We start from the raw sequence: 21753 nt of genomic DNA, 5'->3' as shown, positions 1-21753 counted from the left end.
TTCAACCAGACAAGCTAAAGATTCTGAAGCATCATTACAATTTCTTGATATGGATCTCCAGTTCGACCAGCTCAGGGCGCTCAACGCCGCGGTCACCGAGGGGACCTTCGAGGCGGCCGCGCGCAGTCTGCGGGTCACTCCGTCGGCGGTCAGCCAGCGCATCAAAGCGCTCGAGGACGCCGCCGGTCGCATCCTGCTGCAACGCACGAAACCGGTGCGCGCCACCGAATCCGGGCTCGCCGTGCTGCGCCTTGCCCGGCAGATCGACCTGCTCACCGGCGACACCGCCCGCGAACTCGGCGACGCCGACCACCCCGTCGACCGCCCGATCCGCCTCCCCATCGCGGTGAACGCCGACTCGCTCGAGACGTGGGTGATGCCCGCACTCCGCGACGCGCCGCCCGGCGTGTGCTTCGAAATCCACCGCGAGGACGAGGAGCACACCACCGCCCTGCTGCGCGACGGCACCGTCATGGCGGCCATCACCGCCACCGCCAAGCCGGTGCAGGGCTGCAAGGTCGACAAGCTCGGCGCCATGCGGTATCGCCCGATGGCCAGCCCCGAGTTCGCCAGGACCTGGTTCGCCGACGGCCCCACCGCCAAGGCCTACGGCGCGGCGCCCGTCGTCCTGTTCGACCGCAAAGACGACCTCCAAGACCGCCACCTCCGCCGCCGCACTCGGCAGCCGATCGACCCGCCCCGCCACTACGTCCCCTCGTCCACCGCCTTCGGCACGGCCGTTCGCCTCGGCCTCGGCTGGGGGATGCTGCCAGACCTCCAGACCGCCGACGACCCACCGACGAGTCTGGTTCCGATAGACGGAGATTCGTTCATCGACGTGCCGCTCTACTGGCAGCAGTGGAAGTTGCACTCCCCCGCGTTGAGCGCGATCGCCGGGGCGATCGCCGAAGCGGCTGCCGCGGCGCTGCGCTGACTCACCGAGAGTGCTTGCGCACGTACAGTTCTTGGCTCGTGCGCGCGACCAGCTCGCCGTCGGCGCCGACGAGTTCGGCGGAGTGGTTGGTGCGAGAGACGCCGTCCGCCTCCAGGTTTCCGCGGATCTTCGCCATGTCCTCGGGCGGCATCAGCATCGTCACCCGCACCAGCCCGCGACCCGGCCGCACGAATTCCGTTGTGGCGGTGGTATTCCAGACCCGATAGCCATCCCCCAATTGCCAGAGGGCCATCAACCCGAAGAACGGGTCGGTCATCATGGACAGGATCCCGCCGAACGCCACACCCGCGTGGTTCTTGTTCCACCCGCTCACCTTGTGCCGGACCGTGACACTGGACCAGTCGTCCGCCACATGCTCGATCCGGACGCCACCCATGAGGAATACCGGGTAGGCGTTGGTCATCAACCGAAACTGTCGCGCCGACAGCTTCCGCAAGGTACTCGCCATGACCATGTGTTCCCCCTCAGCTGTGCGACCGCTGTCCGGCACATTACCCCGCCCAGCCGCAACCAAACTCGTTGCAGCCCTTCACCTCCCGGTAGGCGCTGACGGATCGACGGGAGAGCAATGGTGGTTCCGGCGGCGGTTGCGACCGCCATTCGACTACCGTCGAAACCATTTCTCTATCGACGGTAGTCGAATGGCGGTTCGGGACCGATCGGGTCGCTCCGGCGCGCCGCCGGAGTCTGTTGCCTGAGCCCACCACGCCCGCTACGAAGATGCGGATCGCAGGCAGCAGTGCACGCCGCTACGCCGCGCGAATCGAAGGCACCCTATGGTCACGCGGAGTCGGAAACAAGCGCGCCGGGGAAATCAACGCCTGACGCGGGTCGACCGAGTCGACTCGGGGTCGCGGATCACCGCACCGGTCGACCCACCGGCTGACACTGTCGCCGCCCACAAGCACGGCGGCGGTGGTGTCGAGAACTCAGCCGAAGTGGCAGACGTAATGCACCGTCTCCAGGACCTCGATCTGGAACGAGCTATCGCCGGGCACCTCGAACGACTCGCCGCCCTTGTAGGTGACGGCTTCGGTGGCGCCGGCGAGGGTGACCTTGCACTCGCCCTCGATGAGTTCCATGATCTCCGGCGCGCCGGTGTTGAACGTCAGGGTCGAGGGCAGGATGACGCCGACCGACTTGGCGGTGCCGTCGGCCAGCTCGATGCTGTGGCTGACGCACTTGCCGTCGAAGTAGACGTTGGCCTTCTTCGTGACGCTGACATTCTCGAACTGCGACATGGTCTCTTTCCCGTGCTGAAGTGGAGCCGTCAGCTTAATGGACGCAGTCCGCCCGCAGACCGCGCACGGCCGGAACGGATGCGGAGGTACGCCTACTTCAGCAGCGGCGCAGCGCCCGCGCCCACCTGGGAGAGGACGCGGCCGCGGCGCACCAGAGCCCGCGCGGGCCTGCTTCGAGGCGCTGCGGTCGGCGGAGGTTCCCAAGGCGGTCATGGGCGAGGACGCCGCCGCCAGCTGCTGTGGCACACCCGCTCGGCCTAGTCGGTTCGGCCCGTGCAGCAGTCGACCCGTCGGCCGCTGCCGACGCACAGTCAGTCGCCCGCCTCCGGAAACAACGCCTCCCACCGCCGCGACCAGTCCCACACCGGCCCCAGCGCCGCGCCGAGTTCCCTTCCCGCCGTGGTCAATTCATAGGACTTGTCCGGATTCTTGACGATCAACCCAGCGGCCTGAAGGTGCTGCAACCGCACCGAGAGCATGCTCGACGAGCACTGCCCCATCCGGCGGCGCAGCTCGAGAAAGCCCAGCGTGCCTGGCTCCAACTCCCACACGATGCGCAGCATCCACCGCTGGCCGAGCAGTTCCATGGCGGCGAGCATCGGTTCGTTCGCGGGGTCGGCCTCACCCCTGGACGGTTTCGCACCGCTTGCGCTTCTCATTTCGAACCACCATAGTGATTCTAATTCAGAAGCAGCAGGGCGGGCGGAGGTCCGCGACGGAAGGGAACGTGGTGCACGAACCGGACATCTCGACCGATCAGCGAATCACCCTCGTCACCGGGGCCTCGCGCGGTATCGGGGCCGACACCGCCCGCATCCTCGCGGCCCGCGGCGACCACGTGATCGTCAACTACCGCGAGAAGCGCCGCCGCGCCCAGACGATTGCCGACGAGATCACCGCCGCAGGCGGCAGCGCATCGATCGCGGGAGCTGACGTCTCGGACGAAACCGCCACCCGCACACTTATCGCCGACATCGCCGACCGCTTCGGCCGCCTGGATGTCTTGGTACTCAACGCATCCGGCGGTCTCGAACGCGACGCGGCCGCGGACTACGCGATGTCCATCAATCGCGACGCACAACTACGCCTGACCCGACTCGCGTTGCCCCTCATGCCATCCGGCGGCCGCATCGTCTTCGTCACCAGCCACCAGGCGCATTTCCACGGCCGCAAACCCGTCCCCGCCGACTACGAACCGATCGCCGCGAGCAAGCGCGCGGGCGAGGACGCCCTCCGAGCCCTCATCCCCGAACTCGAAGCCCTCGGCATCACCCTGACCGTCGTCTCCGGCGACATGATCGACGGCACCATCATCGTCCGCCTCCTCGAACGCCGCGACCCGGACGCCGTCGGCACCCGCCGCGACAACGGCCCCCTTCCCACCATCGAAGAGTTCGCCACCGCCATCGCCGACGCCACCACGGACCCAACCGAATCCGGCCACACCGTCTACATCGGCGGCCACGACTACCTCGCGGGGGCGTCGACCGACTAGCGACGCGGGTTTAGGCTGTTCCACCGGAATCCGTTGACGTGAGGGTGGGTACGATGCCGAGCGCACCGCTCGATGACGCGGCCCTCGACGAGGCCGCCACGCGCTTCGCGAGCGCGCAGCAGCATGCCGACGACAACCCCTCGACCGCCGCCTCGGCGCGATTGGACGACGCGCGGCGTGCGCTCGCCGAGCTGCGGTTGGCGAGATCGAAGGCCCTGCCGGAAGGCGGCTCGGCGACCGCCGAACTGGCCATGGCCGTCGGTCTCTTCCGTCCGCTGCTCGGTTCCGCGACGCCGACTCCCCCTGCGATAGCGCGACTCGTCGGCGACGGCGCGCACGCCGACGAACAGTGTCGTGTCGGCATGAAGATCGTCGAATACACCATGTCCGTGGCCGAGCTGGCGATCCTCGACACCGGAATCGAGCTCCTGAAGCTCGCGCTGCCCGTCGCCATCGAGCAGCAACTGGACCGGCCGGTCATCACCTCGTACCTGTGCCTCGCGCACAACATGCGATACGACCTGTCCGGCGCGCGAACAGATCTGGAGCAGGCCGTCGACTTCGGTGCGGAGGCACTGGCGACTTTGCCCGAGGATCACCCGGAGTACGTTGCGACATTGAGCAACTTGGGTGTCACCTACGACCATTTGTTCGACCTGACCGACGACCCCGGTTGCCTCGACGAGTCGATCACCTACGGAGAGCGCGCCGTGGCGCTCGATCGCGGTGCCGACCCGGATCTGCCCGCCTCGATGACTCTGCTCGCCACCTCGTATCGCCGGCGCCACGAACTGACCGGCGCCCGCTCGGATCTCGATTCCGCGATCGCATTGACCGAGGACGCACTGGCGCTCACACCGACCGACAGCAGACACCACCCACTGGTACTCGCCAATCTGATGCTCGCGTTCTCCATGCGCTACCGCTCGACCAGGGAGCGGTCGGAGTTGGACAAGATCATCACCATCGGCGAGGAGGCGCTGGGGGGGCTCGAGCACGGCCACCCTGAGCGGGCTTCGGTCCTCGGCAACTTGGCCCTGCAATACAGCGAACTGTACGAGCATACGGGCGATCGCGAACACCTCGACCGCGCGATAGCACTCGGCGAGGAGTGTTCGGCTACCACCACGGATGCGAGTCCAGGGCGAGCGACCCAGCTGTCCTCGCTGGCGACCATCTACCACACCCGCTTCGTGCGATCGGGAAATCGCGCCGACATCGATCGCACGATTACGCTCAGCGAACGCTCCCTTGCCCTGACCCCACCACAAGGTCGCGAGTACGGCCTCCGGGCCGCCAACCACGCCGCCCACCTCTACGCGAGATACGACCTCGCCTGGGACTACGCCGATCTCGACAGTGCCATCTCGCTCGCCGAGCACGCGGCCTCCGACAAGGAAGATCCGCAGCACCTGACCCGATTGACGACCCTGGCCGCTCTGTACCACAAGGCGGGTGAACGACGCCCGACCGAATCGTCCGAATTCCATTCGCGGGCAATAGCGATCGGCGAGCGCGTCTTGGCGCTCGCCCGACCGAACGATCCGGACGTCGCGTCGTGGAAATCCAATCTCGGCATGTTCTACCTGGATCGATATCTCCTCGACAGGAACGACCTCGCCGACCTCGAACGGGCCGACACGCTCAGCAGAAGTTCGATCGAATCCACCGCGACCACGGATGCGGACTACGCACTTCGCCTGTCCAATTTTCTCTCCACCCAAGAGCATTCGATGGATGTCGGACGCGAGGCGATCGACGTCCCTGCCATCACCGCCTACGCGACCGCGCTCGCGCGGGCACAGTCGTCGATGCCCCACGACCGCATGATCGCCGGACGCAAGCTGGGCTTGCTGGCGAACCGTAGGGGCGCGCACACCGTCGCCGTGCGGCTGCTCGACGAGACGATCGAGGTGTTGCCGTCGATCGTCCTGCGGGACACGCCGCCCATCGACCGGGAGCAGCGGCTCGGCGATACCCGTGATCTCGTTACGGAAGCCGTTGCGGCACACTGCGAACTGGGTTCGGCCAGGAGCGCGGTTCAGGTCGCGGATCTCGGCCGCGGGATCGCACTCCGCGAGGCGCTCGACGCACACGGCGACGCGACCGATTCGCTGGCCGACCGTACGCAACCGGCCGAGCTGGTCGGCGCCCTGCGGGACGAGCCGAACACGGATCCACTCGACACTCTGCGACGCACCGGGACACCCGGCACAGTCGTCCTGGTCAACGCCGGAGCGCATCGCGGCGACGCGATCTTGCTCGACGCGCGTGGCGATCCGCGGATCGTGCGGCTGCCCGGCCTCGCGTCGACCGACGTAAAGGCGCACGTCGAGAAGCTGGCCGAGGCGGTGGCGATCGAACAGTCGGTCGTCCGAGAGCTATACATGCGACGAGTCCTGGGGAGCGTCCTGCCGTGGCTGTGGGAGACCGTCGCGGAGCCGATCGTCGAAGCCGTCAGGGACGGTGATCTGCGCGCGGACGCCGAGGCGATGCCGCGGATCTGGTGGCTGCCGATCGGACAGCTGGGGCTGCTGCCGTTCCACGCCGCGGGAAAGCCGGGCGAACCGGCATGCTCGATGCGGCAGTCTCGTCTGTCACGCCAACCCTGCGCACGCTCGCCCACGCCTTGCGCAGGCCGAAGGCGGTGTCCCGACGCCAGCTCATCGTCCAGCTCGAACGCACACCGGGGTACCAGGACCTGCCCTGGACCGCGGAAGAGGCCGCGGCGCTGGCATCCGGCCTGCCGGGCCCGCCTCCCCTGGCGAACGAGCGGGCGACGGTCGAGCGCGTCCGTGCCGAGTTGCGGACCGCCAGGTGGGCACACTTCGCCTGCCACGCCGTCGCCGATCCGCGGGCGCCCTCGCGCGGCGGGCTTATCCTGCACGACGGCATGCTGACCATCCCGTCGATCAGCGCGCTGCGGCTCGAAGAAGCCGAGCTGGCCTACCTGTCCGCGTGCTCGACGGCGGGCACCAGCTCGAAACACGCCGACGAATCCGTTCACCTCGGCGCCGGGTTCCAGGTCGCCGGGTTCCGACACGTGGTGGCCAGCCTGTGGCCGCTCAACGATGAACTGGCCGCCGCCGCGGCGCACGAGTTCTACCGCGGTCTGATCGATGTCGACACCGCTGCGGTCAGGGTCAACGCCGTGTCACGAGGTCTGCGCGACCGCTATCCGACCCGCCCCGACCTGTGGGCGGCGTTGGTGCACAGCGGCGCGTGAACGAGGGCGGCGCGGTCATCCTTCGTGGCGGGGACCGAGCCGTTCGAGTTCGGCCAGTACCCGCCGCCTGCCCGCGCCGTCGTGCAGCTTCGAGAAGCCCGCGAGGGCACAGATCAAATTGCGCTGTGCCGCAGACCATTCCGCCCGGCCAGCGGCGATCACACCCATCCCCTCGTGACCACGTGCCTCCTCGAGCACGCTGCCCGCCGATCGGCCGACGTCGGCGGCGCGCTCGAAGGCCGCGTACGCCTGCGGGAGCGCTCGTAGTCGCCGATACGCCTCGCCGAGCGCATTACATGCCATCGCCTCGTCGATACGCAGGTCGTGGGTCGCGAAGAGCCCCAGCGCGTCGATCAATCGCGGCACCGCGTCGGTGTATCGGCCGAGCGCGATCTCGATCGAGGCGGTGTCGCGCATCAGGATCGCCCGATTCCGCACCGTTCCCCGGTCGGCGATGTATGAGAGCGCGCGCAGGCTCTTGTCCAGCGCCTCGTCGAGTTGTCCGCGATGCACGTGCACCCAGGCGTGGTGGGCCAGCGCGATGTGCTCACCGTGTCCGTCGCCGATGTCGGCGAAGAGCTTATGCGCCCGCTCGTACATGACCTCGGCTTCCTCGTGGTCGCCTCGGCGCAGCAGAGCCAGCCCAAGGTTGTTGCGCATCACCGCCTCGGCGTACCGATTCCCCGCCCGCTCGGCCGCGGCCACCGCGCACCGATGCACCGTCACCCAGAGGTCGATGTCGTTGGTGATGAACGCGAAACCCCGCAGCGCGAAGGCGATCTGCCAGCACTGCTCGTCACGACCGAGGTCGTAGGCCACCCGGGTCGCGGCAATCAGGTTGTCCCGGTCGGCGGTCGTCCACCTCATGGCGGCGTCGTAGCCGAGCACCTCGACCGGGACCGTCGCGGGGGTCATGCCCGCGCGATGCCGGTGCGGGGTGAGCGCCCGATCCGCGGCGTCGACCTTCGCCAGATAATGATCGACGACCCGCGTGGTCGCCTCGACGACCTCGTGCCGCCCCAGTGTCGCGGCGGCACGACGCTGGACGAAAGCCCTTACCAAGTCGTGCAATCCGTAGCGCCCGGCACTCCTGGACTCCAGCAGGTTGACCTCCACGAGGTGGCGCAGGATCTTGCGGATCGCCGTCCGATCGACACCCGTCAGCGCCGCCGCCGCGTCGATGTCGAAGTCGAATCCGAGGTGAGCGCCCAGCAGGGTGAAAGTTCGCGCCTGCTGCGGGTCGAGCCGCCGCACCGAGTATTCGAAGAGAGTTTCCAGATCCCGGTCACCGTCGTAGAACACCTCGATGCCCACCGCGCCGCCCTCGGGTACCGCGGTAGGCCACGGTTCGGAGCGGACCATGGCCGCGGCGATCCGGATCGCCACCGGCAGACCGTGACAGTGCCGTGCGATCTCCGCCAACTGCCGTTCGTCCGGTCTCCGGTCCGGCGGAAGATCCTTGGTGAGTTCGCGAACCAAACCCGCCGACTGTTGCGCCGAGAGCGCGTCGAGCCGCACGTGCACGACGTCGTCGAGGCCGTTGAGGTTGCTTCGGCTGGTGATCAGCGCCCGGCTGGGTCCTTCGGCGGGCAGCAGCGGCCTGATCTGGTCGGTGTCGATGACATTGTCCAAGATCAGCAGAGTTCGCTTGTCGCGCAGTTCCTCTCGGAGCAGCGCCGCCGCCTCTTCCGGGTCAGCGGGTATCGACCGCGCCGACACCCCCGCCTGCCGTAGCAGCTTCCGTGCGGCGTCCGACCACGGCACCGGATCCGCAGCGGCGTACCCGCGCATGTCGACGAACAGGCAGCCGCCGGGAAACTGCTCGTGCAGCCGTCGCGCGGCACGCACCGCCAGCGCGGTCTTGCCGACTCCTCCGAGACCGGACACCACGCACGTGGCGCCCTGGTCGGGTCCGCCGCCGATCGCGGTGATGATTCGGGTCAACGGCAGATCTCGGCCGACGAGCACGACGATGTCCCGCGGCAGGTCCGGTGCGAGCGGACGCGGCGATCCTGACGTCGTCTTGTCTTTGGTTGTGCGCCTGGTTATTTCGACACGGTCGCGCAAAGCCACCAAGAGTGCCGCATCTGGGCCGACGACATCGAGTTCGCCGAGCAATTTGTCGAATACGTCCGACTTGGGCAGCGTCTTACCGTTGAGGTAGGCGTAGACGCTACCCGTCGAAACATTCAACCGCTTTGCCAGATTCGCCCGGTTCACCGATCCGCTGCGCTTCTCCGCACGCAAGATCGATCGGTTCAGCGAGGTAACGAATTCCCGTTGCAGCGCGTCGGCATCCGCCGAGCTCGGCTCCTTCTCGGCCACCGCTCACCTCCACACGCCTCCGGCCACAGTGCAGCGTATTCAAGCGCTTTCCAGTCGTCCAGAGGATTGGGGCATCGGTCGTGATCCAGTAGTTGGCACCGCAATAGGTACGACAAGGAGTCGATCATGAACCCGTACAAGGAATTTCCGCACCGTCCCACATTTGCCGAAATGCCCGCCTTCGGATTGCCGTTCCCGCCGAAGATGTTTCGTGTGGCCGCACTGACGGTGTCCGCGTTGGCGGCCGTCGGCGCGCTCACGCTGACCGGCTGCGGGAACTCGTCCGACACCGCGACCCCGGCCACGGCGGCTACCTCGTCCGTCGCAGCACCCACGAGGGGCGCCAACGCCGGCGGCGGCGAAACCACCTGCAAGGACTTCGTCGCGGCGGATACAGCGGCCAAGAACACCATCATCGAGAACTACCTGCGCGCCACCGGACAGGACACGAGCCGCGCAAACGTGACCTCCACCAAGCTGTCCGCGGAGGCGTTCTGCCGCACCAGCGGAAGGAACAAGTTGGTCCGGGACATCACCACCGGCTGATCGGTGAACGGGAGACAATCATGGAATTTCTGCTCATCGTCATCGGCTTCGCTTTCGTGGCAAGCCTTGTCGCCGGATTCGTGCTGAGCATCGCGGCGAAGAATCAGATCGATACGCACGCGAAGGCGCCTCGAACCCGGGTGACGGACACCATCATCGACCATTTCGGTTCCGTCTGGTGGCGCAGCGTGGACGGTCCCGGTGACTTCAACTTCCAGGCGCGTGGTTTCGGATTGAACTCTGCCGGATTGCGGCGGCCGGTGGTCTCGATCGATGTCGCCGCGTTGGACAACGGCAATACGACTGTAGCCGCCTGGATGTCGGCGTGGTCCCAGCGCATGGGCATTGTCGGCTGCTGCGATCGCGTCTATTTCAAACGGCGCCAGCTGATCAAGAAGATCGAAGCGCTCTAGCTCGAGTGGAAGGAAATACGAGATGGAACTACAGCCCGCGCTCGGCGGGAGCCGCGACTGGGCGGCGATCGCCGAGGGATATCTCGACAGTGGGGACGACGTCCAAGCCCACATGGCGGCCAAGGAGGCCACGAACCGGCAACCGGACAACGCCGTCGCGTGGCATATTCGCGCGCGGGCTTCGCTGCGCTTGGACAAACGGGCCGATGCGTTGTTCGAGGTGAACGAGGCCGTGCGGTTGGGTCCGCACGTCGCGGAGTTCTACGCAACCCTCGGCGACGTGCGCTGCGCCGAAACGGATTGGCGGCGGGCACGCGAAGCTTATTCGCGTGCGAAAGCACTCGATCCGGCCAATCCCTTCTACGCCGTCGGCATCGCGAACACGTATGTCGATGATCTCGACACGGCGATATCGATCTACGAAGATGCGGTGCGGGAAAACCCCTCGAACCTGTATTTCAGGGAGGGACTCGCGGTGGCCGTCGCCGAATCGATCACCGAGCAGTGGAGCGAGCTCGCGGACGGCGGTCGCGCGATCACGAGTGCGGCGCAACTCGAGCATGCGCGCCGGGGCCTCGCCCGGCTCGACTCGCTGGATCTGTCCGGACCGGAGTTCGATGAGGCTCGCGAACAAGTCGATGAGATCCGCAGGCTCGCCGACCGGGCCACCCGGGTGCAGTGGTACGGATCGGACCACATGGGTGCGTATCTGCTCGGGACCGGTGTCGCGATCACGCTGTTCCTGATCGGGATCGCCGCGGGTAACGGCGGACTCGGCTTCCTCGCGGTACTGCTGGGAGCCGGGATCGTCGTGCTCTATGTGCGGCGGCACCGGATGGCGGGCTGGCAGTGGATGCGCCGCCAGGTTTCCGAGAGCGTCCGCCGAACCGGTCTTCAGGACAGGTCCAGCTGAGGTTCGCGCGCGGGCCGATCGGTGGGAACGGCGCTCGTTCACCGAACCGATCGGCCACCGCGCCGGGTGTTCAGCATGCGCTGTCGCTCGGCTTCGAGACTCGCGAACGTCTCTCGGACGTGCCGGACATAGGCGTCGCCGGGATGGCGAACCAAGGTCGGACGCTTGACGCCGTCGGCCTCGGCGGCCAGCACCACCTCCATGGAGGCGACGTGGGCGCAGAAGGCTCGCAACGCTTCCGGCATTTCCGGTTCCAGCAGGTCGGCGTGCTCGATGATCAGATCACGCATCGCCCGGTTGGTCGGCATCAGCATGTGATCGCGCCACCAACGCCATTCCGGAGACGAGACGGTGAAGGTGCGCGCCGACCGCGGGGGCAGGTGGGACCTCCGAAGCAGCTCCCACACTTCCTCGTTGACTTCGACGAGGGCGCGCAGTGGCGCGTACAACTCGGCCAGCTGGCTGCTGACACGGGTGAGGCGAAAGTGCCGCCGCTCCTGCAGGATCAGGCCTCGCTGGTTGAGGCCGAACGCCAAAATCGCGACTAAAACGGCGACACACGAGGAGATCACCACGGTGGTCATCTCAACCTCGCGTCGGAAGGCGCACCACCACGGGGTTCACCGAAGGCCGGAGGTACGCGGGTTGGCCGGTCACCGCCCGCAGCAGGTCGTCCGCGCCCTCGACGGTGAAATCCTGGACGAGGTAGTGATCGGCGGTCTGCGGCGCCAGGAAGAGTGGGATCTCGTCAGGAGACCTGCCGGGCAGTACCACCGGCAGCAATTTGCGTGACCAGGTCTCCCGATCGCTGTGCAACTGCTCCATCAGCAGCAGGATTTCCGACTGCATGCCGCGGTTGCTCTTCGGATCGCCGTGACCGTCGGCCACCTGCTTGCAACGCGGCGACGCGATGACGAGGACGAAGTCCGCCTTCGTGACCTGCTCGATCGCCCACTGATACCAATTCCGTCGCCGGTCGAGATCCCAGCGGTCCATGTGCACGTCGAAGACCCGCGGCGGCGGCTGCACCGGAAAGACCTGCCAGCTGCGCATTCGCAAGGTACCCACGGCGATTCGGCTCGGCTCCGCCGTTATCCAACGGCTGCCGCCGGTGAGCAGAAGCGGGACCTCGACCGGTTCGATCGGATCGCCGGGCTGGCCAATCGTGGGCATATCGATCTCCCATGCACCATTCGTGCGGTTGCGGGGAAGCCCGGGGACGGGATCGGCCCCGAGGCGGGCGAAAGGTCGGTGAAGGAGTGATCCGGCGATCGTCCCGCAGGCCCATGGTAATTCGGCGATCCGTGCCGGTGAGCGGTTCGGAGTTCAGCGTATTCCAGCGCTTTTCAGCTTCTTCGTGTGCCACCTTGGCCGCACGGATCGGTGCTTCCGCATACACTCGGCAACGACTCAGCGCGCGTGTTCGTGGCGCGGTGGGCGGCCACGCCACGAACACGAACACCGACTGCACGCGTGCGGCGGCGCCCTCGCTGAAGCCCTTGATCTCGGCTTCGCTGCCCGCGATCATCCGCAGCGGGGCGCGGCGCGACCTCGGCGACGGCGGCGTACGCGTCGAACTGGTCGAGCTGATCCACGCTGCGCAGCGCGAACTCACCGGTCGAGCGCGGATGCTGGGCGCGCGGTTGCCCGGGTTCGATTCTTGGACGGGAGGCGATGTGTGCCGGGCCTCGACTGTGACTTATCCCCGATATCCGGTTCAATGACACCTTCCGTTATCGACACCGCTTAACGTCGCGACGGCACAACAGTTGGTTGGAAAGGTGGCAGCGAGCGTGGCAGGTACCCAGGCGAAGCTCGATGAACTGGTCAAGATCCTGACGATCGCTGCGGAACCGGCAGGTGAGGCCGGCGTCGCCAAGCGGGAGAAGAAGGGCATTCCGAGCGTTCGCCAGCGTGTGGAGATGCTGCTCGACCGCGGAACGTTCGTCGAGACCGGTGCGTTGGCTCGTCAGCCCGACAAGCCGGACGCTCTCTACGGTGACGGGCTGGTCACCGGTCGCGGTCTGATCGGTGGCCGTCCGGTGGTGGTGATCGCCCACGATCAGACCGTGTACGGCGGGTCGGTCGGTATCACGTCCGCCCGCAAGTTCATGCGGGCGCTGCAACTCGCGTTCGACAACGCGTGCCCGGTGGTGACGATCAACGATTCCGGCGGTGCGCGTATCCAGGACGCGGTCGGTTCGATCGCGTCGTTCGGCGATATCTCCCGGGTGCTGGAGAAACTGTCCGGGTATGTGCCGCAGGTGTCGATCATTCTCGGCAAGTGCGCGGCGGGTTCGGTGTACGGGCCGATCAACACCGACGTGCTCATCGGCACCAAGGATTCCTACATGTTCGTCACCGGGCCGGAGGTGATCAAGGCCGTCAACGGTGAGGACATCACCGCCGAGGAGCTCGGTGGCGCCAAGGTCCAGGCCGAGCGCGGCACCCTGCACTACGTTGCCGACACCGAGCAGCAAGCCTACGACTGGGCCCGCAACTACCTGAGCTACATGCCGACCAGCTGCCTCGAGCAACCGCCGATCGTGAACCCCGGTCTGGAGCCGGAGATCACCGCGTCCGATCGCGAGCTCGACAAGATCATCCCGGATTCCGACCGCGCCGGTTACGACATGCACGAGATCCTGCTGCGGATCTTCGACGACGGTGAATTCCACGAGATTCGCGAGGCGTTCGCCCCGAATCTGATCACCGGATTCGCCAGGGTCGACGGATATCCGGTCGGTGTGATCGCCAACCAGCCGTTGGTGCTGGGTGGTTCCATCGACGCCGCCTGCTCGGACAAATCGACCTACTTCATCCGGCTCTGCGACGCGTTCAATATCCCGCTGGTGTTCGTCGCCGACACCCCCGGCGTGCTGCCGGGGCTCGAGCAGGAAGCCAACGGTGTGATCATCCGCGGCGGGCGGGTCCCGCGCGCGATCATCGAGGCGACGGTCCCGATCATCAACCTCGTCGTGCGCAAGTCCTACGGCGGCGCCTACGGCATGATGGCGGCCCGGCAGGTGGGCGCCGATATCAGCTTCGCCTGGCCGACCGCCCGGATCGCGGTGATCGGCGCCGACAGCGCGGTCGACCTCATCGGCAGGCGGCAACTGGCGGCGGTGCCGGAGGAGCATCGGGCGGCGGCGCGCGAGTTCATGGTCAACCAGTACAACGAGACGATCGCCACCCCGTGGATCGCCGCCGAACGCGGCTACATCGACGCGGTCATCGAACCGCACACCACCCGCCTGGAGATCCGCCGCGCGCTGCGCCTGCTGCGCGACAAGCCGCCGGTGAAGCCGGAGTTCAACCCGCGCAAGCACCCGGTGTATCCGATGTGATCCACCCGAACCGCTCATCCGGTCGGTGACAGCAGAGCCATCGTGGTCATGAATTCGACCCTGGAGCCGGACTGGCCGGAGGAGCTCGAGTGGCAAGGGTCGGAGCCGGTAGTGCGCCGGACTCAGGCCCTTGACCGGAACCTGTGACGACCCCCGGTTCAGTAGTCGGCCCTGTGGTCGAAAGTTCTTGTCGGCGTGCCCATCTACAGTCACGGCATCGTGTTCGGGATGTACGGGGATGGACCTCGTCGCCGACGAGGCAGTGTGCCCGCCGATATCGAGCTCTGCCGCGCCTGCCGCCGCGCACTCGACGAGATCTTCGCCGCCTGAGGCCTTCTCTGCTGTGCCTTTCCGATGACCGGGATACCGGCCCTCCCGTCGAGGCGATCGGGCCTAGCGTCGACGGGAACACGGTGGCACGGGAGGAAACAATGGTGGACTGGAACGACGAAGTCGATGTGCTGGTCGCGGGTTCGGGTGGCGGTCTGGCCGGTGCCTACACCGCGGCCCGCGAGGGACTGAGCGTCGCGGTCGTCGAGGCGACCGACAAGTTCGGCGGCACCACCGCCTATTCCGGTGGCGGCGGAGTGTGGTTCCCCTGCAACCCCGTACTGCGGCGAGCGGGCAGCGACGACACCATCGAGGACGCGCTCACCTACTTCCATGCCGTCGTCGGCGATCGGACCCCGCGGGAACTACAGGAAACCTATGTCCGCCGTGGCCGCGACCTCATCGAATACCTCGAGGCCGACGACCACTTCGCGTTCGAGGTTCTGCCCTGGCCGGACTATTTCGGCAAGGCGCCGAAGGCCCGTCTCGACGGACTGCGCCACACCATGCCCACACCGCTCCCCGCGGCGGAACTCGGGGAGCTCGGTCAGTCGCTGCGCGGACCGCTGGACGCCGACCGGCTCGGCGCGCCGTCCCCGGATGTGCTGATCGGTGGCCGGGCGCTCATCGGCCGGTTCCTGCGGGCACTGTCCACCTACCCGCACGTCCAGTTGCACCTGAACTCGCCGCTGATCGAACTGGTCGTCGAGGACGGTGCGGTGCTCGGCGCGCTGATCGAACGCGACGGCGAACGGCTCGCGATCCGCGCCCGACGCGGAGTGCTGCTGGCGACCGGCGGCTTCGAGCAGAACGACGAAATGCGCCGACGCTACGGTGTGCCGGGCGAGGCCCGAGACACCATGGGCCCGTGGGGAAATCAGGGATTGGCGCACGAGGCGGGCATCGCGGCGGGCGCCGACGTCGACCTAATGGACCAGGCGTGGTGGTCGCCCGGGCTGACCCACCCCGACGGCCGCTCGGCATTCGCACTCTGGTTCACCGGCGGCATCTTCGTCGACCAGGACGGCAAGCGATTCGTCAACGAGTCCGCACCCTACGACCGGCTCGGTCGCGAGGTGATCCGGCAGCTGCGGGAGGGCTCGATCACCCTGCCCTACTGGATGATCTACGACCACAAAGAAGGCGAGCAGCCCCCGGTCAAAGCGACCAACGTCTCGATGGTGGAGACCGAGAAGTACGTCGCCGCCGGCCTCTGGCATACCGCCGACACGCTGCCCGAACTCGCGGACAAGATCGGCGTCCCCGCCGACGCGCTGGTCGCGACCGTCGAACGGTTCAACACGATGGCCGCCGCAGGCGTCGACACCGACTTCGGCCGCGGCGACGAAGCCTACGATCGCGCCTTCTCCAATGGCGAACCGCCGCTGGTCCCGATCGACCAGGGACCCTTCCACGCCGCCGCATTCGGCATCTCCGATCTGGGCACCAAAGGCGGGCTGCGCACCGACAGCGCCGCCCGGGTACTCGACCGAAACGGAGCTCCCATCCCGGGCCTCTACGCCGCGGGCAACACCATGGCGGCGGTCAGCGGCACCACCTATCCCGGAGGCGGCAACCCGATCGGCGCGTCGATGTTGTTCAGTCATTTGGCAGTGCGGAACATGTTGGGCGACTGAAGGGCTGGTACCGAGGCGCCAGCTCCCGGCCGATCAGCTCGTTCCTGATCTCGTTGGAACCATCCAAGATCTGGCCGCTCGCAAGACCATCCACGCACGCGCAACTCCGTTCGCACGTTGATCCTGAGGCGCTCGACCAGGCCCGCACATCGGCCGACGGCCGGAATGCGCGAATCACGTTCTGCTGCACCATCGTGCGCACCAACGGCTAAGGCCTCACTTGCTAGGAGCTGGACCAAGACCGAGTCCGGCTACCGGGCAGTGGTCTGCCCAGCGTGGTCGTTCGAGGACGATCTCGACGTCGGCTGTGTCACTTGCGACTCTCGGTGGATGAGAGATTTCGGGGTGGGATTTCTGGTGGGCGCCTCCCCACTGCTGCTTGTGTTGGCGGGGCTCGTGTTCCAGTTCGGTGGCCCGCTCAAAGTGTTGACCAGCAGACGCATGGCTTGTCGGCCGGGAAGCGACATACACCGGCTATTGCTTCTGGCTGTCAGCACTCCGTGCCGTGCCCGTGGCGACCTGGATCATCGGAGTCATCATCGCCGGCACATCGTTGTGGCAGGGTGAGATCGCGTTAGGGATAGGCATGTCGGTGCCACTCGCCCTCGCAGCAGCGCTCTCACCGTTGCTGCTACTCGGTTGGATCTTTCTGGGAACCGGAGAATTGATCGACCGCTGACAGCACGTCCGTGATGCAGCTGCGCTGGAGACTTCGGCGCGTCTCGCTGCGGACGTGCCGCAACACGCCGATCCGGCGATGGCTCAGCGCTAGTACACGGCTCGCGGGCGGCACGACGCCGCGGCGGTGATCCACAATTCGGTCATGACCAGGCTCGGCCACAGCGGGCGAGATCGCGAGGTCGACGAACAGGACGCGACTTCTGGGAGACTTTTCGGCGCTTTTCGCGCTCTGGAAACGAATCCGGCCCCTGACCATGTACGCTGAGCGCTGGTCAGGGGCCGTTCTCGGCTCCCCCATCTGGACTCGAACCAGAAACCTGCCGATTAACAGTCGGCTGCTGCGGCCTGGCGTGAGCTGCCCAATTCTCCGATAAAGCCTGGTAGGGATACGTTTACGGTTAGACGCGTCTAGCCGCGTCTAGACCATCGTATGCTACAGTTAAGCTACAGTTCCCACAAGGGGGAGAAGCGCATATGCCACCGAAAAAACGTCGCCGCCCCCGCGGCGAAGGCGCGTTCTACCAACGCAAGGCAGACAGCCTCTGGATCGGTGCCGTCACATATGAAGACGAGAACGGACAGAGCCGACGCGCCACCGTATCGAGTTCCGACAAGGCAATCGCGATGCAGAAGTTCCGCGCCCTGCGCACGGAGATCGAATCGGGAACGTTCACACCACAGGCCAAGATGACCGTCGAAAAATGGCTGACCTACTGGGTTGACGAAATCGTTAAGCCCAACACCGAACCGAAGACGTACAAGGGCTATAAGCAGATCGTCGACAACCAAATCCTGCCCTACGTCGGCAAGACCAAGCCCCTGCCAGTCACGCCGGCAGTCGTACGGGGCAACCTGAAATGGGTCGGTGAGCGATGGTCGGGGCGCATGGTGCAGTTGACTCACTTCGTGTGGCGCAAGTCGATGGAAGACGCGAAGAAGGAGAACATCGGCGTCCGCACCAACCCGGTCGAGTACATCCCGAAACCCAAGGCAGCGCCGAAGGTGTCCGGCCAAGCGCTCAAGTCCAATGACGCGCGCAAGGTGCTGCTCGCCGCGATGGAGGCGGGCGACCCGATGGTCACCCGCTGGGCGGCAGCGTTCATGCTCGGCGCCCGGCAAGGTGAGTTGTTGGGCTTGGAGTGGTCCCGCCTCGACCTGGACGCGCTCACGGTGGATCTCAGCTGGCAGTTGCAGACGATGGCGACCAAACCGGGCGCGTCGCTCGACGACCCCGACAGGTTCGACGTGCCGCCAGGCTATGAAATCCGTCCGCTCTACCGAAAGTTCGCGCTGAAGCGGCCGAAGTCCGAGCGCTCGAAGCGGCTCACCCCCCTGCCCGTACCGCTCGCCGCGATCCTCGCGGAGTACAAGAAGACCGCCCCGCCCAACCCATACGGCCTGGTGTGGGTGACAGCGAAGGGCAACCCCATCCCCCAAAAGTACGACAATACTTGGTGGCACGAGGCGCTGAAGCGTGCGGGCGTCCCGGACGTACGCCTTCACGACGCGCGCCACACCACCGCGACGCTGCTGCAAGAACTCGGCGTCGAAGAGTCCGTCCGGATGCAGGTGATGGGCCACTCCTCCGTTGCCGCACAGCGCATCTATGCACACGTCGACCTGTCGCTCGCCCGTAAGGCGCTTGGCAACCTGGACGGACTGCTGGAGCTAGGCTAAGCATGCGGACTTCTCGCGGACCCTGGAATCGGCCAGCGCCGTCGACCACGCGTACAAGCTGATCCTCGCCGCATCGTCGAGGAGTTGAGAAGTTCCTGCACAACAACGACATCATCAACAGTGCGCTGTAGGTACGCAAACGCGAAAGCGCGTTCAACGACTCGCCTACGCGCACGCACAGAACATGGTTCTATCGTCCGTGCCGCCTGGCCGTACTGAACGCGGATGAGAAGAAGAGCGTCAAGGAGATCGCCGAGGAGGTCCGTCGTCGGACCGGGTGTTCGTCCACAAGTTCAACGTCGTGCTCAAGAAGATGCAATTCAAGGTCAGCGACCTACAGGCCGTGCTCGCGCGCGAGCTGGCGCAGGTACTCGCGGCTCCATCCAGTCCTGCGGACCAGTTCGGCCTGTACGCCGCGCTTCCCGCTGCGCAGCATCTCCAGCATGACCTGCCGAAGATGCTCCTCAGCAGCCACGAACTGCAACCTTGCGCGCGCGACTTCAGCGAGCGCTCGATCAAGGTCGTCGGTGTCGCCGTCTGTGCCCATGCGGCTAATTTTAGGCCAATATCTTTGGCCAAACCACTTGCGCTAATGCCAACGGGGTTGGCATACTTGCAGCATCGCCACGGCAAGCCAACACCGGACAGGCCACGACAGGCACCGCAAGTGTCGGTTACCCAAGCGAAGATGAACAGCAAACGGGGCGGCATCCCATCCGACCAAAGACAGATGCCGCCCCGCTGGCGAGATCAGCACCCCACCTATCGGAGGCGCCACAATGCACCCTACTCTGACCCGTCCGCGCCGCACCATAGCCGCACGCTTCACCGAACCCCCGAGCCGCACCCAGCGCCCCCGCATTCGCTACGGCAAGGCTGAAGCCGCGGCGTTGCTGGCCATCAGCCCGCGGCAACTCGACCGTCTCCGCGAACGGGGCGAAATCATCGCCCGAGTCGACGGCGGGCGCGTGTTCTTCGACCACGACGAGTTGGAGTCCTACGCCAAGACGCGTCCGGTCGAAGCCGCTTAGCGGAACGCGCCACATCTCACGCTGCCGCTTCACCTCTTCGATTCCGACTCGGCAGCGCCACACCTGGACTCGCGCCGACGCAGCGCGGTCCACACCCTCACCTTGCGCAGTCGCGCACCCCTCCTCAGGAGAAACCACACGATGGCCACCACTGCACCCTGCACCGACGCAGCCGGTTTCGCGACCGTCCAGATGCCGACGCCCGGCATCCACGCGGAAGATGAAATCTTGATCGCCGGTATCAGCATCGTCAACCGCCCCGAAGGCCCACGCCGGACGACTGAAATCGACGGCACCGCCTTCTATTTGGCGGCCCGGATCAAGACCGACGCCGACCGGCGCATCACGATAGAGATCGCTACGGGCTGCACCGCCCGGCACCTCGCTGAACTCATCGCCTACGCGGGCCACCTCGCCTACGAAGGCAGCCCGCCCAACCTGTCCGACGAGATGTGGCTTGCCATCGACAGCGACAACTAATCAAGGAAATGGTCTGGTGCGCGATTGCCCTCGCGCACCAGACCATTTCGAGATTCCAGTCTCCCGGCCGCTACCGCGGGAGACCAATTCCGTTGAACAACTGAATGTCCAGGAGAGCCGTGCTCAGCTCCAATGATAGCGGAAAGTCCCCCGCTACGCCATTCATTCGCGCAGGTCACATCGGGGATCTCATTGTCCCCGATGACGATCAGCGACGCCCGTATGTCGTGCTGCATCCAAACTTTCGCAGCCAACGCGGCGAGCCCAAAACCTCTGAGGAACACACGGTTAAGCAGGCGCTCGCCCGCGTGCTCACCGGAAGCTTCAGCGACGACGAATTCACTCGCCGTCGGTTCGGTTACGCCCACCAGTTTCACACCAACGAGGCAAAGGAGGCCGCCGCGTGAGCCGGCAAGCAACGGAGTGGGCTCGCTGGAAAATTCCCCAGAATCTGGTGAGCGTTGCAGCCCAGGCGGTCCTCATCGAGTTCGCGGATTTCGCGGACGCGAACGGACGTGGGGCGTGGCCTGCGCTCTACAGGATCGCCTGGGGCCTCAGCTGCTCAGAGCGTAACGTCGCGAATCACGTAAAGGCACTGAAGGATGCGGGCCTGCTCGTTGAGTCGCCGAGTCAGGCGGCCACCGCTCATCTTCCCTCCGATGAGCGGCCGATTGTCTACGACCTCCCAATCCATTGGGTCCGCACCGAGACCTATGAAGAGGCGAAGAAGAAGCACAATGCGGAGCGTGCCGCACGCAAGAAGGCTGCGGCCGACAAGCGCAAAGCGAAAGCGAAAGCCGCTGCCGGTGATGAACAGAATCCTTCTGCCCCTCCGGCCGATGGGTATGAAGAATCCTGCCGTGGGGGTATGAAGAATCCTACGGGGGGGTATGAAGAATCCTGCCGTAGGGGTATGAAGCTGACTTCATACAATCCCACTACTAAACCAAGTACTGAACCAAGTACTGAACTCCCCACGCAACTGCCGCTCGTTGCTGCGGTCGGCCCGGTGACCGAAGCGACGCATCAGGCAGAGATCGTCGACCCCTACGACCAGGCGTACCACGACTATCCTCAGCCGGGCGGCTACGAGGAAGGGCGGAAGGTTTTCGAGGCTGCCCTTGAAAAGCGTTTGGTCCCCCTCCCCATGCTCTTGCAAGCCATCAGGAACTTTGCGGCCGATCCCGTGACTAGGCAGCGGCTTGCCTCCCCCGAGCGTCAGTTCGTTCCTCAGCTCGCACGGTGGCTGAAAGACCGGCATTGGAAGCAGTGGATCGACCCGCCCGCTCCCGCCCTCACGAAGCTCGATCAGCGAACGCTCAAGAACGCCAGTCGAGTAGGCGACCCCGCAGCCCTCCGCGCACTGAACGATCGCCTCATCGAGCGCACAACCCATCCTTCGGTCGCGCTGCAACTCGAATCTCCCCGCCCCACCCCTGGACTCGGAGCCGCCTAG

At 66.0% G+C, this 21753-nt stretch carries 23 protein-coding genes and 1 tRNA gene; 15 read left to right on the top strand and 9 right to left on the bottom strand.

Going from position 1 to position 21753, the window contains the following annotated elements:
• Positions 1–49 precede the first annotated feature (49 nt).
• Positions 50–934: a LysR family transcriptional regulator ArgP gene (locus tag CRP45_RS16870; protein ID WP_097245864.1), complete on the top strand. Its 885-nt coding sequence runs from the start codon at positions 50–52 to the stop codon at positions 932–934.
• Position 935: 1 nt separating this feature from the next.
• Here the strand turns inward: CRP45_RS16870 and CRP45_RS16865 are convergent, their stop codons facing one another.
• The 3 genes from CRP45_RS16865 to CRP45_RS16855 form a co-directional block, all read right to left on the bottom strand.
• Entirely contained in the window at positions 936–1358 is a 423-nt protein-coding gene (locus CRP45_RS16865) for a PaaI family thioesterase (RefSeq protein ID WP_179830902.1), read from the bottom strand.
• Between the two features lie 526 nt (positions 1359–1884).
• Positions 1885–2196 carry a pyrimidine/purine nucleoside phosphorylase gene (gene ppnP / locus CRP45_RS16860; RefSeq protein ID WP_097245862.1) on the bottom strand — a complete coding sequence of 104 codons (312 nt, stop codon included), beginning with the start codon at positions 2194–2196 and terminating at the stop codon, positions 1885–1887.
• A gap of 311 nt (positions 2197–2507) precedes the next feature.
• Positions 2508–2855, bottom strand: a complete 348-nt coding sequence (locus CRP45_RS16855) for a winged helix-turn-helix transcriptional regulator (protein ID WP_245910174.1) — start codon at positions 2853–2855, stop codon at positions 2508–2510.
• A 68-nt stretch (positions 2856–2923) separates the two neighbouring features.
• Here CRP45_RS16855 and CRP45_RS16850 point away from each other — a divergent pair, with 68 nt between their 5' ends.
• Entirely contained in the window at positions 2924–3691 is a 768-nt protein-coding gene (locus CRP45_RS16850; RefSeq protein WP_245910173.1) for an SDR family oxidoreductase, read from the top strand.
• Here the strand turns inward: CRP45_RS16850 and CRP45_RS33890 are convergent.
• Entirely contained in the window at positions 3688–6021 is a 2334-nt protein-coding gene (locus CRP45_RS33890; protein ID WP_179830901.1) for a hypothetical protein, read from the bottom strand. The two genes, CRP45_RS16850 and CRP45_RS33890, sit on opposite strands and share 4 nt — an antisense overlap.
• Before the next feature lie 242 nt (positions 6022–6263).
• On the opposite strand from CRP45_RS33890, the gene CRP45_RS16845 reads away from it, so the two are divergent.
• The gene (locus CRP45_RS16845) at positions 6264–6917 is read left to right on the top strand and encodes a CHAT domain-containing protein (protein ID WP_097245861.1); all 654 of its coding nucleotides are present in this window, start codon (positions 6264–6266) and stop codon (positions 6915–6917) included.
• A 15-nt stretch (positions 6918–6932) separates the two neighbouring features.
• Here the strand turns inward: CRP45_RS16845 and CRP45_RS16840 are convergent, their stop codons facing one another.
• On the bottom strand, positions 6933–9242 hold the full coding sequence (locus CRP45_RS16840; protein ID WP_097245860.1) for a helix-turn-helix domain-containing protein: 2310 nt from the start codon (positions 9240–9242) through the stop codon (positions 6933–6935).
• Positions 9243–9368: 126 nt separating this feature from the next.
• On the opposite strand from CRP45_RS16840, the gene CRP45_RS16835 reads away from it, so the two are divergent.
• The 3 genes from CRP45_RS16835 to CRP45_RS16825 are packed head-to-tail and all read left to right on the top strand — an operon-like array spanning position 9369 to position 11114.
• Positions 9369–9788 (top strand): hypothetical protein, encoded by a 420-nt coding sequence (locus CRP45_RS16835; protein ID WP_097245859.1) that lies wholly within the window; start codon positions 9369–9371, stop codon positions 9786–9788.
• Between the two features lie 20 nt (positions 9789–9808).
• Positions 9809–10201, top strand: a complete 393-nt coding sequence (locus CRP45_RS16830; RefSeq protein WP_097245858.1) for a hypothetical protein — start codon at positions 9809–9811, stop codon at positions 10199–10201.
• A 22-nt stretch (positions 10202–10223) separates the two neighbouring features.
• Complete coding sequence (locus CRP45_RS16825) at positions 10224–11114, top strand: tetratricopeptide repeat protein (protein ID WP_097245857.1); 891 nt, start codon at positions 10224–10226, stop codon at positions 11112–11114.
• Between the two features lie 38 nt (positions 11115–11152).
• Here CRP45_RS16825 and CRP45_RS16820 read toward each other — a convergent pair whose 3' ends face one another.
• Positions 11153–11698 (bottom strand): hypothetical protein, encoded by a 546-nt coding sequence (locus tag CRP45_RS16820; RefSeq protein ID WP_097245856.1) that lies wholly within the window; start codon positions 11696–11698, stop codon positions 11153–11155.
• A 1-nt stretch (position 11699) separates the two neighbouring features.
• The gene (locus CRP45_RS16815; protein ID WP_097245855.1) at positions 11700–12287 is read right to left on the bottom strand and encodes an SEFIR domain-containing protein; all 588 of its coding nucleotides are present in this window, start codon (positions 12285–12287) and stop codon (positions 11700–11702) included.
• Positions 12288–12481: 194 nt separating this feature from the next.
• Here CRP45_RS16815 and CRP45_RS33885 point away from each other — a divergent pair, with 194 nt between their 5' ends.
• The 4 genes from CRP45_RS33885 (at position 12482) to CRP45_RS16800 (ending at position 16428) form a co-directional block, all read left to right on the top strand.
• Positions 12482–12838, top strand: coding sequence for a hypothetical protein (locus CRP45_RS33885; RefSeq protein WP_218841152.1), 357 nt, complete (start codon positions 12482–12484; stop codon positions 12836–12838).
• Positions 12839–12907: 69 nt separating this feature from the next.
• Positions 12908–14461 carry an acyl-CoA carboxylase subunit beta gene (locus CRP45_RS16805; protein ID WP_067790910.1) on the top strand — a complete coding sequence of 518 codons (1554 nt, stop codon included), beginning with the start codon at positions 12908–12910 and terminating at the stop codon, positions 14459–14461.
• 195 nt (positions 14462–14656) lie between these two features.
• Entirely contained in the window at positions 14657–14791 is a 135-nt protein-coding gene (locus CRP45_RS34955) for a hypothetical protein (protein WP_281256200.1), read from the top strand.
• Positions 14792–14892: 101 nt separating this feature from the next.
• Positions 14893–16428 carry an FAD-binding protein gene (locus CRP45_RS16800; protein ID WP_097245854.1) on the top strand — a complete coding sequence of 512 codons (1536 nt, stop codon included), beginning with the start codon at positions 14893–14895 and terminating at the stop codon, positions 16426–16428.
• Between the two features lie 970 nt (positions 16429–17398).
• On the opposite strand, the gene CRP45_RS33880 is transcribed toward CRP45_RS16800, so the two are convergent.
• Positions 17399–17496: transfer RNA gene (locus tag CRP45_RS33880), tRNA-Asn, on the bottom strand.
• Positions 17497–17583: 87 nt separating this feature from the next.
• Between CRP45_RS33880 and CRP45_RS16795 the strand changes: the two genes are divergently transcribed.
• Entirely contained in the window at positions 17584–18786 is a 1203-nt protein-coding gene (locus CRP45_RS16795) for a tyrosine-type recombinase/integrase (protein WP_097245853.1), read from the top strand.
• A 334-nt stretch (positions 18787–19120) separates the two neighbouring features.
• On the opposite strand, the gene CRP45_RS16790 is transcribed toward CRP45_RS16795, so the two are convergent.
• Entirely contained in the window at positions 19121–19333 is a 213-nt protein-coding gene (locus CRP45_RS16790; protein ID WP_097245852.1) for a hypothetical protein, read from the bottom strand.
• 232 nt (positions 19334–19565) lie between these two features.
• Between CRP45_RS16790 and CRP45_RS16785 the strand changes: the two genes are divergently transcribed.
• From CRP45_RS16785 to CRP45_RS33380, 4 genes are all read left to right on the top strand, one after another.
• Positions 19566–19817 (top strand): helix-turn-helix domain-containing protein, encoded by a 252-nt coding sequence (locus CRP45_RS16785; RefSeq protein ID WP_097245851.1) that lies wholly within the window; start codon positions 19566–19568, stop codon positions 19815–19817.
• A gap of 141 nt (positions 19818–19958) precedes the next feature.
• A complete protein-coding gene (locus tag CRP45_RS16780; protein WP_097245850.1) occupies positions 19959–20297 on the top strand; it encodes a hypothetical protein in 339 nt (112 codons plus the stop codon).
• 119 nt (positions 20298–20416) lie between these two features.
• Positions 20417–20704 (top strand): hypothetical protein, encoded by a 288-nt coding sequence (locus CRP45_RS33385; RefSeq protein WP_143861466.1) that lies wholly within the window; start codon positions 20417–20419, stop codon positions 20702–20704.
• Positions 20701–21753 carry a helix-turn-helix domain-containing protein gene (locus CRP45_RS33380; RefSeq protein ID WP_143861465.1) on the top strand — a complete coding sequence of 351 codons (1053 nt, stop codon included), beginning with the start codon at positions 20701–20703 and terminating at the stop codon, positions 21751–21753. Before CRP45_RS33385 ends, CRP45_RS33380 begins: the two co-directional genes overlap by 4 nt.

This window comes from Nocardia amikacinitolerans (assembly GCF_900215415.1).
GTDB classification, from domain to species: Bacteria; Actinomycetota; Actinomycetes; order Mycobacteriales; family Mycobacteriaceae; genus Nocardia; species Nocardia amikacinitolerans.
The sequence above is the reverse complement of the archived record's forward strand: the minus strand, read 5'-3'. Positions and strand labels throughout refer to the sequence as shown.

What these genes read in the sequence shown, in the direction of transcription:
- CRP45_RS16870 (WP_097245864.1), top strand. Translation starts at nt 50, where the DNA reads ATGGATCTCCAGTTCGACCAGCTCAGGGCGCTCAACGCCGCGGTCACC.
- CRP45_RS16865 (WP_179830902.1), bottom strand. Translation starts at nt 1,358, where the DNA reads ATGACCAACGCCTACCCGGTATTCCTCATGGGTGGCGTCCGGATCGAG.
- ppnP (WP_097245862.1), bottom strand. Translation starts at nt 2,196, where the DNA reads ATGTCGCAGTTCGAGAATGTCAGCGTCACGAAGAAGGCCAACGTCTAC.
- CRP45_RS16855 (WP_245910174.1), bottom strand. Translation starts at nt 2,855, where the DNA reads ATGAGAAGCGCAAGCGGTGCGAAACCGTCCAGGGGTGAGGCCGACCCC.
- CRP45_RS16845 (WP_097245861.1), top strand. Translation starts at nt 6,264, where the DNA reads ATGCTCGATGCGGCAGTCTCGTCTGTCACGCCAACCCTGCGCACGCTC.
- CRP45_RS16835 (WP_097245859.1), top strand. Translation starts at nt 9,369, where the DNA reads ATGAACCCGTACAAGGAATTTCCGCACCGTCCCACATTTGCCGAAATG.
- CRP45_RS16830 (WP_097245858.1), top strand. Translation starts at nt 9,809, where the DNA reads ATGGAATTTCTGCTCATCGTCATCGGCTTCGCTTTCGTGGCAAGCCTT.
- CRP45_RS16825 (WP_097245857.1), top strand. Translation starts at nt 10,224, where the DNA reads ATGGAACTACAGCCCGCGCTCGGCGGGAGCCGCGACTGGGCGGCGATC.
- CRP45_RS16820 (WP_097245856.1), bottom strand. Translation starts at nt 11,698, where the DNA reads ATGACCACCGTGGTGATCTCCTCGTGTGTCGCCGTTTTAGTCGCGATT.
- CRP45_RS16815 (WP_097245855.1), bottom strand. Translation starts at nt 12,287, where the DNA reads ATGCCCACGATTGGCCAGCCCGGCGATCCGATCGAACCGGTCGAGGTC.
- CRP45_RS16800 (WP_097245854.1), top strand. Translation starts at nt 14,893, where the DNA reads ATGGTGGACTGGAACGACGAAGTCGATGTGCTGGTCGCGGGTTCGGGT.
- CRP45_RS16795 (WP_097245853.1), top strand. Translation starts at nt 17,584, where the DNA reads ATGCCACCGAAAAAACGTCGCCGCCCCCGCGGCGAAGGCGCGTTCTAC.
- CRP45_RS16790 (WP_097245852.1), bottom strand. Translation starts at nt 19,333, where the DNA reads ATGGGCACAGACGGCGACACCGACGACCTTGATCGAGCGCTCGCTGAA.
- CRP45_RS16785 (WP_097245851.1), top strand. Translation starts at nt 19,566, where the DNA reads ATGCACCCTACTCTGACCCGTCCGCGCCGCACCATAGCCGCACGCTTC.
- CRP45_RS16780 (WP_097245850.1), top strand. Translation starts at nt 19,959, where the DNA reads ATGGCCACCACTGCACCCTGCACCGACGCAGCCGGTTTCGCGACCGTC.